Origin of the sequence: Delftia sp. WY8 (genome assembly GCF_018437695.1) — a bacterium.
GTDB classification, from domain to species: domain Bacteria; phylum Pseudomonadota; class Gammaproteobacteria; order Burkholderiales; family Burkholderiaceae_C; genus Comamonas; species Comamonas tsuruhatensis.
The window spans coordinates 3,690,627-3,702,667 of the sequence record NZ_CP049795.1 but is presented as its reverse complement, the minus strand read 5'-3'; the positions used below and the strand labels follow the sequence as shown (position 1 = coordinate 3,702,667).

The 12,041-nt window shown below is 70.7% G+C and carries 11 protein-coding genes; 1 reads left to right on the top strand and 10 read right to left on the bottom strand.

Annotated elements, in window-relative coordinates; genetic code table 11:
• Positions 1-3 precede the first annotated feature (3 nt).
• Positions 4-816 carry an AraC family transcriptional regulator gene (locus G4D77_RS17090; RefSeq protein WP_016447389.1) on the bottom strand — a complete coding sequence of 271 codons (813 nt, stop codon included), beginning with the start codon at positions 814-816 and terminating at the stop codon, positions 4-6.
• 31 nt (positions 817-847) lie between these two features.
• On the bottom strand, positions 848-1,231 hold the full coding sequence (locus G4D77_RS17085) for a hypothetical protein (RefSeq protein WP_016447388.1): 384 nt from the start codon (positions 1,229-1,231) through the stop codon (positions 848-850).
• Positions 1,232-1,455: 224 nt separating this feature from the next.
• Here G4D77_RS17085 and soxR point away from each other — a divergent pair, with 224 nt between their 5' ends.
• Positions 1,456-1,959, top strand: a complete 504-nt coding sequence (gene soxR, locus G4D77_RS17080) for a redox-sensitive transcriptional activator SoxR (RefSeq protein ID WP_012202096.1) — start codon at positions 1,456-1,458, stop codon at positions 1,957-1,959.
• On the opposite strand, the gene hutG is transcribed toward soxR, so the two are convergent.
• Genes hutG through hutH form a run of 8 tightly spaced genes read right to left on the bottom strand, consistent with a single transcriptional unit; the run spans position 1,960 to position 12,029 of the window.
• Positions 1,960-2,823: an N-formylglutamate deformylase gene (gene hutG, locus G4D77_RS17075; protein WP_213757695.1), complete on the bottom strand. Its 864-nt coding sequence runs from the start codon at positions 2,821-2,823 to the stop codon at positions 1,960-1,962.
• 14 nt (positions 2,824-2,837) lie between these two features.
• Positions 2,838-4,238 (bottom strand): formimidoylglutamate deiminase, encoded by a 1,401-nt coding sequence (locus G4D77_RS17070; protein WP_154833046.1) that lies wholly within the window; start codon positions 4,236-4,238, stop codon positions 2,838-2,840.
• Positions 4,235-5,380 (bottom strand): histidinol-phosphate transaminase, encoded by a 1,146-nt coding sequence (locus G4D77_RS17065; RefSeq protein ID WP_154833044.1) that lies wholly within the window; start codon positions 5,378-5,380, stop codon positions 4,235-4,237. Before G4D77_RS17065 ends, G4D77_RS17070 begins: the two co-directional genes overlap by 4 nt.
• On the bottom strand, positions 5,377-6,765 hold the full coding sequence (locus G4D77_RS17060; protein ID WP_034397627.1) for an FAD-binding oxidoreductase: 1,389 nt from the start codon (positions 6,763-6,765) through the stop codon (positions 5,377-5,379). Before G4D77_RS17060 ends, G4D77_RS17065 begins: the two co-directional genes overlap by 4 nt.
• A 10-nt stretch (positions 6,766-6,775) precedes the next feature.
• Positions 6,776-8,071, bottom strand: coding sequence for an imidazolonepropionase (gene hutI / locus G4D77_RS17055; RefSeq protein WP_154833042.1), 1,296 nt, complete (start codon positions 8,069-8,071; stop codon positions 6,776-6,778).
• Positions 8,072-8,100: 29 nt separating this feature from the next.
• On the bottom strand, positions 8,101-8,661 hold the full coding sequence (locus G4D77_RS17050) for a HutD/Ves family protein (RefSeq protein ID WP_043783094.1): 561 nt from the start codon (positions 8,659-8,661) through the stop codon (positions 8,101-8,103).
• A 23-nt stretch (positions 8,662-8,684) separates the two neighbouring features.
• The gene (gene hutU, locus G4D77_RS17045; protein ID WP_016447381.1) at positions 8,685-10,418 is read right to left on the bottom strand and encodes a urocanate hydratase; all 1,734 of its coding nucleotides are present in this window, start codon (positions 10,416-10,418) and stop codon (positions 8,685-8,687) included.
• A gap of 39 nt (positions 10,419-10,457) precedes the next feature.
• Positions 10,458-12,029: a histidine ammonia-lyase gene (gene hutH / locus G4D77_RS17040; RefSeq protein WP_213757694.1), complete on the bottom strand. Its 1,572-nt coding sequence runs from the start codon at positions 12,027-12,029 to the stop codon at positions 10,458-10,460.
• Positions 12,030-12,041 lie beyond the last annotated feature (12 nt).

Below are 12,041 nucleotides of genomic sequence, written 5' to 3'. Positions count from 1 at the left end.
CGATCAGCGCACCGCGCTGCGCAGTGCCAGAAAGCGGCGCGGCGAGGTGCCCACGGCCTTGCGGAACATGGTCACGAAGGCCGGTGCGCTTTCGTATCCCAGGGCATCGGCCACGGTCTGGATGCGCAGCCCCTGGGACAGCTGCTGCAGCGCGGTGAGCACATGCAGCTGGCGGCGCCACTGGTTGACGGTGAGGCCGGTCTCGGCCAGGAACAGCCGCGTCATGCTGCGCTCGCTCATGCCGATGCGCTGGGCCCAGTCGGCCAGCCGCGCCTGCAGCTGGGGCTGCTCGCACAGGGCGCCGGTCATGCGGCGCAGGCGGCGGTCGCGCGGCAGGGGCAGGTGCAGGCCCTCGGGCTGCGCGTTCTGGATTTCATCGAGCAGGACCTGCATGAGCCGGCCATCGCCGCTGTCGGGCTCGTAGTCCTGCGGCAGGCCCTGCACGCGCTCCAGCAGGGCATGCAGAAAGGGCGAGACGGCCAGCGCATGGCAGGGGCCGGGCGCGGGGCGCGCCGCGCCGGATTCCACAAAGACGATATGGCCGCTGGCCGCACCGCTGCAGCTGACGCGGTGCAGCGTGCCGCCCGGAATCCAGGCGGCGCTGCGCGGCGGCACCACGCAGACTCCGGCCTCGGTCTCCAGCGTGATCAGGCCCGCATTGGTGACCATGAGCTGGCTCTTGCGGTGGGCATGGAAGTCCATTGCCCAGTCACCCGGGCCCGAGCGCATCGGCAGGACGATCACGGGACGGTCCACATGGTCGGGATCCCACCTCTCGGGCAGGACTTTGAGCAGGGCGGAATCCACGGCATTCATGGTGTTTCTCTCAGTTCATGTCAATCGGTCATCAATCGGACCCGAGCAGCTCCCGTGCACGCTGCTGCGCCTCCTCGGGGGAGGCCACCAGCAGCATGGGATAGCCCCAGGCCTTGCCGAACATCTGTGCGAAGGCCTCGGCCTCGGCGCGCTTGTGCGCATCGGGCTCGGCGTGGACAAGGGCGCGCACCAGGCTTTTGAGCTCGGGGCGGCGGGCCTTCATCCACAGCACGACCTGCTTGCGCTCCTCGGGCGAGCGCTCCTCCTGGGACATGTCGCCGTCGCTGAAGAAGACAAAGGCCTGGCCGCGGGCCAGCAGGGCCGAGAAGTCCTCCAGCAAGCGGTCCACGGGCACGGCCTTGTCGCGCTCGTAGCCCATGCGGACCAGGGGAAAGCTGCTGCTGTCGATGTACATGGAAACCTCCGGCCGCTGCCATTCAATACAAATGAGACCCATTACTGTATGAATGAACGGCAGCTGCGTCATTGCAGCACTCGGCCAAAGAATTTCGCAGTCCGGCCAGGACGCCTGCAGGGGCGGTACAAGCCCCGGTTGCCCTGTTCCTGCGCTTTCGCTCAGAATGGCCGCATTCTTCGAGTTCAAGTGAACTTGAAGTCAAGCCACGAAGGAAAGCCACCATGAAAACCGAGGATGATCCGCTGCTCAGCATCGGCGACGTGGCGCAGCGCAGCGGGGTCAAGGCCTCGGCGCTGCGCTTTTACGAGTCGCTGAACCTGATCGAGTCCGTGCGCAGCGCCAGCGGCCACCGGCGCTACCACCGCTCGTCGCTGCGGCGCATCGCCTTCGTGGTGTTCGCCCAGCGCATCGGCTTCACGCTGGAGGAGATCGCCGAGCAGTTGGCCAAGCTGCCCAGCCGCCATGTCCCCACGGGCGGGGACTGGCAGAAGATGTCGCGGGTCTGGAAGCAGCGGCTGGACGACCGCATAGGCGAGCTGCAGCGGCTCAGCGAGAGCCTGGACCAGTGCATTGGCTGCGGTTGCCTGTCGCTGCGCCACTGCGTGCTGCACAACCCCGGCGACCTGTGCGCACAGAACGGCCCCGGGCCACGCCGCTGGCTGGGCGACCCGCCGCCCGTGGCCATGGGCGGGCCCTGCCCGGGCCACTGCCACGACGAAGGCTGATCAGGACACGCGCCGTGTCGTGACGAAGTCCAGCACCGCCTGCAGCATGCGCTGCAGCGTGGGCTGGATCTGTTCGGCGCGCTCGGGCAGGTAGCCGAAGGGCAGGGCTTCCTGCATGTAGCTGCACTGCGTCATCTCCAGCTGCACGGCGTGGATGCCGGCCTCGGGCTGGCCGTAGTGGCGCGTGATGTAGCCGCCCGTGAAGCGGCCGTTGAGTATGGCGGTGTGGCCCGGCGCGGTCTGCGCAATGGCCAGCAGATGCTCGGCCAGTTCCAGCGCGCAGCTCGTGCCCTTGCCGGTGCCCAGGTTCAGGTCGGGCAGCTTGCCTTCGAAGAAACGCGGCAGCACCGAGCGGATGGAGTGCGCGTCCCACAGCGCCACGGTGCCGTGCACGGCCTTGAGGCGGTCCAGCTCGGCGCGCAGCTGCGCGTGGTACGGGCCCCAGATGGCCTCGCGGCGCGCGGCGATCTCGGCGTCCGCGGGCACATCGGCCGGGTCGGCGTACAGCGGCGTGTCGTCGAAGGTGTCCACGGGGCACAGGCCGGTGACGCTCTGGCCCGGGTAGAGGCTGGCGCCATCGGGCGGACGGTTCAGGTCCACCACATAGCGCGAATGCGTGGCCACGAGGATGGAGGCGCCCATGGCCTTGGCGAACTCGTACAGGCGCGGCAGGTGCCAGTCGGTGTCGGGCACGTGGCGGGCTTCCTCGGTCAGGCGCGCGGCGATGTCGGGCGGCACATGGGTGCCCGCATGCGGCATGGAGATCAGCAGCGGCGCCGTGCCCTGGTGGAAGATGAAGGGAGGGGGAGCGGTATCGGTCATGGCGTGATTCTGGAACGTTTCTGGCGGGTTTCGCGGGCCCATGGCATGCGGGGGCCTCAGGATTGCAGGGTGGCCGCGCGGGCCGCGACAAAGCCGCGGGCCGCCGCCTCGTGCAGCGCATGCCGGCCGGCCTGCACGCGGCGCTCGCCCCCCACCCAGAGGCTGTGCAGGGCGCTGCTGCGGTGGCTGCCGAAGACATGGGCCGAGACCACGGCCTGCACCGGCAGGCCGGCCACTGCCACATGGCCTGCGTCCAGCGCCAGGAAGTCGGCCTGCTGGCCCACGGCCAGCCCGGCCACGGGGCGGCCTGCGGCCTGGGCACCGCCCTGCACGGCGGCGGTCCACAGCGCGGTGCCCACCTGCGGGTCGGGGCCGGCCAGCACGTTGCGCTGGCGCAGCGACAGGCGCTGGCTGTACTCGAGCATCAGCAGTTCCTCGGCCGCGTTGACGCAGGCATGGCTGTCCGAGCCCACGCCCCAGGCGCCGCCGTGGCCCAGCCATTGCGGCATGTCGAAGATGCCATCGCCCAGGTTGGCCTCGGTGGTGGGGCAGATGCCGGCCACGGCGCCGCTGCGCGCGGCGCCCGTGTATTCACCGGGCGTCATGTGGGTGGCGTGGACCAGGCACCAGCGTGCGTCCACGGGGGCATGCTCCAGCAGCCATTGCACGGGGCGCTGGCCGCTCCAGGCCAGGCAGTCGTCCACCTCCTGGGTCTGCTCGGCAATGTGGATGTGGATGGGCGCGCGCGCGTCCAGCGCCGTCAGGCCCTCCACGGCCACGCGCAGGCTGTCGGGCGGCACGGCGCGCAGCGAGTGGGGCGCCAGGCCCAGGGCCGCGCCCTGGGCTCGGGCCTCGGGCAGCAGGCGCTGCAGCAGGGCCAGCATGTTGTCGGTGCTGCGGATGAAGCGCGCCTGGTCGGCGCGTGGCGGCTTGCCGCCGAAGCCGCTGGTCTGGTAGAGCACGGGCAGCAGGGTGATGCCCATGCCGGCCTTGCGCGCGGCGCGCAGCAGGGCCAGGGACAGCGTGGCGTCGTCGGCATAGGGGCGGCCATCCCGGTCGTGGTGCACGTAGTGGAATTCGCAGACCGAGGTGTAGCCGGCCTCCAGCATCTCCACGTACAGCCAGGTAGCGATGGCCTCCAGCGACTCGGGCGTGATGCGCGCGGCAAAGCGGTACATGAGGTCGCGCCAGCTCCAGAAGCTGTCCTGGGCCTCGGCGCGGTATTCGGTCAGGCCCGCAAAGGCGCGCTGGAAGGCATGCGAGTGCAGGTTGGGCATGCCGGGCAGCACGGGGCCGGGCGCGCGCGGCGCGCTGCCGGGCGGGGCGTCGGCCTGTACGGCCTGCAGGCGCCCTGCGCCATCCCAGCGCAGCAGTACATTGCGCGCCCAGCCCGTGGGCAGCAGCGCATGCTCGGCGAACAGCGTGCGGCTGTCGGAACTCTGGTCGATGCCGCTCATTGCACGGCCTCCAGGATCTCGGCCAGCGCGCGCACGAAGCGTTCGTTGTCGGCCTCGGTGCCCACGGAGACGCGGATGAAGTGCTCGAAGCCCGGCTCCTTCCAGGGCTTGACGATCAGGCCCCGGGCCAGCAGCGCCTCGTTCACGGGGCCGTTGGGGCGGCCGATGTCGATGAACAGGAAGTTGGCGGCCGAAGGCGCTATCCGAAGTGCGGGCAGGGCAGGCGGGGCGGCCAGCCGCTGCGCCAGCACATCGCGCAGGCGCACGGTCTCGGCCACGCCGCGCTGCATGAAGTCCTCGTCGCCCCAGGCCGCCAGCGCCGCCGCCTGGGCGGCCTGGTTGACGTTGAAGGGCGTGCGCACGCGGTCCAGCAGTTGCACCAGGGCCGCGTCGCTGGCCAGGCCGTAGCCCACGCGCAGGCCTGCGAGGCCCCAGGCCTTGGAGAAGGTGCGCAGCACGATCCAGGGCATGGCGCGGCCGCGCAGCAGGGTCAGCACGTCGGGGTAACCGTCGGCGTGCAGGGCGTACTCGTAGTAGGCCTCGTCCACCACCAGCAGAGTCTGCGGCGGTGTGGCGTCCAGCAGGCGCACGAAATCGCCGGCGCTGAACATGCAGCCCACGGGATTGGAGGGATTGGCCAGCATGGCGATCTTGGGGCCGCGCGCCAGCGCCTGGCACCAGGCATCGACATCGAAGCCCAGCGCGGGCGTCAGCTCCAGCAGCTCGACGCGGGCGCCCATCATGCGCGGGTAGATCTCGTGCAGGCCGAAGGCCGGGCGCTGGGTGAGCACGCGGTCGCCGGGCGAGAGAAACGCCTGGCAGAGCATCTGCAGGATGTCCTCGGAGCCGTTGCCCACGGCAATGGCCTCGGCCGGCACGCCGGTGCGCGCTGCGATGGCCGCGCGCAGCGCCGTGCATTGCGCATCGGGATAGGTGCCCACATGCAGGGCCAGGTCGGCCAGGGCGCGGGCCACGGCAAGGCTGGCGCCAAAGGGGTTCTCGTTGCTCGCCAGCCGCGCGATCTCGGTGACGCCGTAGCGCGCCCGCACGGCCTCGGAGGACAGGCCTGCGTTGTACGGCGGCAGCGGCGGCACTTCGGGGCGTGCCAGGGTGTGGATCGCGTGGATGGCGGGAGCGTTCATAGGTCGAATACCTTGCCGGGGTTGAACAGATGCAGGGGGTCCAGCGCCTGCTTGATGGCGCGCATCACGGCCAGTTCGGCCGGGGTGCGGCTGGCGCCGAGATAGGGCTTCTTGTGCAGGCCGATGCCGTGCTCGGCCGAGACGCTGCCGCCGAACTCGCCGACCAGGTGGTACAGCGCGGCCTCGACGCCTTCGCAGTCGCCGTTGGCGGTGGCACCGTCCACCGAGACATGCAGGTTGCCGTCGCCCACATGGCCGAAGAACAGCGAGTGGTGGCCGGGCCAGCGCGCGTCGAACGCGGCGCGGCAGGCATCGGCAAAGCGGCCGATGTCGGCCTGGGGCAGGCTGACGTCGAAGTTGACGGGCGGATGCATGTTCGTGTTGAGCTCGGCCGGCGCCTCGCGCAGCTTCCACAGCTGGCGCGCCTGGGCCACGGACTGGGCGATGACGGCATCGGCCACCTCGCCGGCCTCCATGGCCTCGCCCAGGGCCTCTTCCACGTCGGCGCGCAGCGTGGCCTCGTCCTTGCCGTCCACATCGATCAGGGCCAGCAGCGCATGCGCCTGGCCAAAGGGCGGCTGCAGCTTCTGCCAGCGGATGGAGGCCTGGATGAAGCTGTCCCACATGAGCTCGAAGGCCGCCACGCCGTTGCCAAAGCGCGATTGCATGCGCGCGAGCACGGACAGCGCCGCATCGAAGTCCGGCACGGCCACCAGGGCCGTGGCGCGGGCCTGGGGCGCGGGGCGCAGGCGCAGCAGCACGCGCGTGACGATGCCCAGCGTGCCCTCCGAGCCGATGAAGAACTGCTTGAGGTCGTAGCCCGTGTTGTTCTTGAGCATGGGGCGCAGCATGGGCAGCACCGTGCCGTCGGCCAGCACCACCTCCAGGCCCAGCACCTGCTCGCGCATCATGCCGTGCTGCAGCACGCCGTTGCCGCCCGCATTGGTGGCCACGTTGCCGCCGATCTGGCAGCTGCCGCGCGCGCCCAGGTCCACGCCGAAGACCATGCCTGCGGCCACGGCCGCCTCCTGCACGGCCTGCAGCGTGGCGCCGGCCTGCACGGTCATCAGCGCGGTGCGCGCGTTCACGTCCTCGATGGCATTCATGCGCTCCATGGAGACGGCCACAGCACCCGGCACGGGCACGGCCGCACCGGCCAGGCCCGTGAGCCCGCCCTGGGGCACGACAGGCACGCGGTGGGCCGTGCACAGGCGCATGAGCGCGCTGACCTCGTCGGTGCTGCGCGGGCGCACCAGGGCCAGCGGGCGCTGGGGCGGCGTGCCGCTCCAGTCGGTGTGGTAGCGCGCGGGCACATCGTCGCCGCGCTGCGCCACTTCGGCGCCCAGGGTGGAAATCAATTCATCGAGAAACAGTGCATGGGACATGAGCAGGCTTTCAGTAGCTCCCCTGCCCGCGGGTCCGCACGATGCGGCCCTGTCGCACGATGGTGCAGTCAGGCTTGCTGCCGAACCAGTAGGCCAGTTCGGCCGCATGGCGCACGGGCCAGAGCACGAAGTGGGCGGGACGGCCGGCCGCGATCAGGCCATGCTCGTCCTGCAGGCCCAGGGCGCGCGCGGCATGGCGGGTGATGCCCGCCAGGGCCTCGGGCACGGTGAGCCGGAACAGGGTGCAGGCCATGTTGGCCATGAGCAAAAGGCTCAGGCAGGGGGAGGTGCCCGGATTGTGATCGGTAGAGACGGCCATGGGAACGCCCGCGGCACGCAGGCCCGCGATGGGCGGCATGTGGGTGTCGCGCAGCGTGTAGTAGGCGCCGGGCAGCAGCACGGCCACAGAACCCGCGTCGCGCATGGCGGCAATGCCGGATTCGGACAGGTGCTCGATGTGGTCGCACGACAGCGCGCCATAGCGGGCCGCGAGGGCCGCCCCCTCCATGTTCGACAGCTGCTCGGCATGCAGCTTGACGGGCAGGCCCAGGCCGCGTGCGGCCTGGAAGACCTGCTCGGTCTCGGCCAGCGAGAAGGCGATGCGCTCGCAGAACACATCGACCGCATCGACCAGGCCCTCGGCCGCCAGCGCGGGCAGCATGGTGCCGGCGACGAGGTCGATGTAGTCCTGGCTGCGCCCTGCGTACTCGGGCGGCAGCGCATGCGCGCCCAGGAAGGTGGTGCGCACGGTCACGCCCAGGGCCTGGCCCAGGCGCCGGGCCACGCGCAGCTGCTTGCGCTCGTGCTCCAGCGCCAGGCCGTAGCCCGACTTGATCTCGATGGCGCAGACGCCCTCGTCCAGCAGCTGCTGCAGGCGCGGCAGGGCCTGGGCGAACAGCTCGTCCTCGCTGGCCTCGCGCGTGGCACGCACGCTGGAGACGATGCCGCCGCCGGCGCGTGCCACCTCCTCGTAGCTGGCGCCGTCCAGGCGCATGGCGAATTCGTTGGCGCGCTCGCCGCCATAGACCAGGTGGGTGTGGCAATCGACCAGGCCCGGCGTGGCCAGCATGCCCTGGCCGTCATGGCGCGGCAGGGACGCATATGCGGGCGGCAGGGCCTGCTGCGGCCCCACCCAGGCCACGCGGCCCTGCTGCACCACGATGCAGGCATCCTCCCCGTCACCCACGGCCTGGCCGGCCTCGAACATGTCAGGCGCCAGGCGCAGGTTCTGCCAGCAGCCGTCGGCCGAAGAGGATGGAGCGAGTGCGGAAGCAGGTGCAGAAGCGGGTGCGTGGGGCTCGGTCATGGGGGGGATTCCTTGGATGTCGTGGGTCGTCAGCAGGCTTGCAGCAGCACCTGCACCAGCCGCGCGTCGTCGGTCTGCGGCACCAGCTGCTGCGGGTCGGGCTGCTGCGCGCTCCACCACAGGCCCTGGCCGGGGATGAGCGCAGCGCCATCCGCCTGCCAGTTGCCCTGCAGCACCATGCACAGGCCGGCGTCGGCGCGGCCGGCGTCGGCAGCGCTGTCCAGCACCTGGACCTGCGCCCGCCACCGGCCGCGCCGCGCCATCACGTTGAAGTCGGTGGAAGTGCCGCCCAGCAGCGAGCAGCCCAGCGCCACATCGCCGGAGAAGGCAAACGGCTGCCAGCGCGCGTCCAGCACATGGTCGATGCCTTCGCCGCGCAGGTGCACGCCGTCGCCATCGAGCAGCATGATCTGCCGGTCCACGCCCGCAAAGGCCGAGAACGGGCCGGGCTGGTCAATGGTGGCCACGCTGATGCGCCAGCCAAAGGCCTCCATGCCGGCCCCGGGCGGCCAGCAGGCGATCTCGCGCGTGCTGCCGCCCCCGTTCTTCCAGGGGCTGGCGGCGATCTGGTTCAGGTCGAAACGCTGCATGGCCGTGGTGTCCTGCAAGCGGCTCACTTGACCATGGGCAGGTTCAGCTGATGGCGCTTGGCGGCCGCCACGGCAATGTCGTAGCCCGCATCCGCATGGCGCATCACGCCGGTGGCCGGATCGTTCCAGAGCACGCGGCCCAGGCGGGCGGCGGCCTCGTCCGTGCCATCGGCCACGATGACCACGCCCGCATGCTGGGAGTAGCCCATGCCCACGCCGCCGCCGTGGTGCAGGCTGACCCAGGTGGCGCCGCCTGCGGTGTTGAGCAGGGCGTTGAGCAGCGGCCAGTCGCTGACGGCGTCCGTGCCGTCCTTCATGGATTCGGTCTCGCGGTTGGGGCTGGCCACCGAGCCGCAGTCCAGGTGGTCGCGGCCGATCACGATGGGGGCCTTGAGTTCGCCGTTCTTCACCATCTCGTTGAAGGCCAGGGCCGCCTTGTGTCGCTCGCCCAGTCCCAGCCAGCAGATGCGCGCGGGCAGGCCCTGGAAGCTGATGCGCTCGCGCGCCATGTCCAGCCAGCGGTGGGTGTGCTTGTTGTCGGGGAACAGTTCCTTGATCTTGGCGTCGGTCTTGTAGATGTCCTCGGGGTCGCCGGACAGGGCCACCCAGCGGAACGGGCCCTTGCCCTCGCAGAACAGCGGCCGGATGTAGGCGGGCACGAAGCCGGGGAAGTCGAAGGCGTTCTTCACGCCCTGGTCCAGGGCCACCTGGCGGATGTTGTTGCCGTAGTCCACCGTGGGAATGCCCATGGCCTGGAAGTCCAGCATGGCCTGCACGTGCTGGGCGCAGCCCTGGGCGGCGGCGGCCTTGAGCTGGGCATGGCGCGACGGGTCGGCCGCGGCGGCACGCCACTCGTCCACGGTCCAGCCCACGGGCAGGTAGCCGTTGATCAGGTCATGGGCCGAGGTCTGGTCGGTCACGATGTCGGGGCGGGCGCCGCCGGCCTTTGCGCGGCGCACCAGCTCGGGCAGGATTTCGGCGGCATTGCCCAGCAGGCCGATGGAGATGGCCTCGCCCGCAGCCGTGTGCTGGGCGATGAGCTCCAGCGCGTGGTCGATGTCGCGCGCCTGCTTGTCCAGGTAGCGCGTGCGCAGGCGGAAGTCGATGCTGCTTTGCTGGCATTCGATGGCCAGCACGCAGGCGCCGGCCAGCACGCCGGCCAGCGGCTGGGCACCGCCCATGCCGCCCAGGCCCGCCGTGAGGATCCACTTGCCCGTGAGGTCGTTGTTGTAGTGCTGGCGGCCGGCCTCGACGAAGGTCTCGAACGTGCCCTGCACGATGCCCTGGGCGCCGATGTAGATCCAGCTGCCGGCCGTCATCTGGCCGTACATGAACAGGCCCTTCTGGTCCAGCTCGTTGAAGTGCTCCCAGTTGGCCCACTGGGGCACGAGGTTGGAGTTGGCCAGCAGCACGCGCGGTGCGTTCTCGTGCGTCTTGAACACGCCCACGGGCTTGCCCGACTGGATCAGCAGGGACTCGTCGGCCTCCAGCTTTTTCAGCGACTCCAGGATCTGGTCATAGCACTCCCAGTTGCGCGCCGCGCGGCCGATGCCGCCGTAGACCACCAGGGCCTTGGGGTTCTCGGCCACGTCGGGGTCCAGGTTGTTCTGCAGCATGCGGTAGGCGGCCTCGGCCAGCCAGTTCTTGCAGTGCAGTTCGCTGCCGCGCGGGGCGCGGATGACGCGGCTGGCGTCATAGCGGGGATTGGTGGCAGCCGTGGCCGCGTTGGCGTTGAGGATGGCGTCGTTGGCGTTCATGGCGATCTCCTGGATGCGGGGGGTGAGCGGTTGCGGGGTTCAGGCAGCCTGGTGGCTGGGCAGGTGGCGGACGATGGCCTGGGGCCAGTCCGTGGCAAGCGCCCACTGGCGCATGGTTTCGATGTCGGGTGCCAGGTAGCGGTCACGGTCGAGATGGGGAACCTGGCTGCGGATCAGCGCGTACTGCGCCTCGATCAGCTCGGAGCTGCTCAGGCTGCGGTCGAAGTCCATGCCCTGGGCGGCGGCCATGGCCTCCACGCCCACGATGACGGCGGTGTTGCGCGCCATCTCGCCCAGGCGGCGCGCGCCGTAGGTGGCCATGGAGACATGGTCTTCCTGGTTGGCCGAGGTGGGCAGGCTGGTGACGCTGCTGGGGTGGGCCAGGCACTGGTTCTCGGCAGCCAGGGCGGCGGCCGTGACCTGGGCGATCATGAAGCCCGAGTTCACGCCGCTGTCGGCGATCAGGAAGGCCGGCAGGCCCGACAGGCCGGTGTCCAGCAGCAGGGCCATGCGGCGCTCGGAGATGGCGCCGATCTCGGCCAGGGCCAGGGCGATGATGTCGGCCGCGAAGGCCACGGGCTCGGCGTGGAAGTTGCCGCCCGAGATCACGTCGCCGTTGTCGAAGACCAGCGGGTTGTCCGAGGCGGCGTTGGCCTCGATCACCAGCACGCGGGCCGCATGGCTGAGGTTGTCCAGGCAGGCGCCCATGACCTGGGGCACGCAGCGGATGGAGTACGGGTCCTGCACGCGGCCGCAGTGGGGGTGGGAGGTGTCGATAGCGCTGCCGTCCAGCAGCTCGCGCACGGAGGCGGCCACGGCGATCTGGCCAAGCTGGCCGCGCGCCTCGTGGATGCGGGCGTCAAACGGCTTGACCGAGCCCTTGATGGCCTCCAGCGTCAGGCAGCCCGCCACCAGGCCGGCCGCGAACACGCTCTCGCCCTGGAACAGGCCCACCAGGGCCAGGGCCGTGGACACCTGGGTGCCGTTGAGCAGGGCCAGCCCTTCCTTGGGGCCGAGCACGAAGGGCTCCAGGCCCACGTGGCGCATGGCCTCGGCGCCGGACACCACCTGTCCGTCGATCTTGGCCTGGCCTTCGCCGATCAGCACGCAGGCCAGGTGCGACAGCGGCGCCAGGTCGCCGGAGGCGCCCACCGAGCCCTTGGCGGGGATCACGGGCAGCACGTCGGCGTTGGCCAGGGCCAGCAGCGCGTCCACCAGCTCGGGGCGCACGCCCGAGTGGCCGCGCGCCAGGCTCACGGCCTTGGTGGCCAGCACCAGGCGCACCACGGCGTCGGGCAGCGGCTCGCCCGTGCCCACGCTGTGCGACAGCACCAGGTTGCGCTGCAGTTCGGCCAGGCGGTCATGGGCGATCTTGGTGGAGGCCAGCTTGCCGAAGCCGGTGTTGATGCCATAGACGACCTGGTCCTCATCCACGATGTGCTGCACATGGGCCTGGGCGGCGCGCATGCGCTCGTAGGCGGGCGCCGCCATGGACAGGCGCACGCCGCCCTGCTGTATGGCCCGCAGTTGGGCCAGGCTGACCTGGCCGGGCTGCAGCGTCAGCGCGGTGCCGGGACGGGAGGTGAGGCCGGGAGTCGTGATGGTGTTCATGGTGATGCCCTG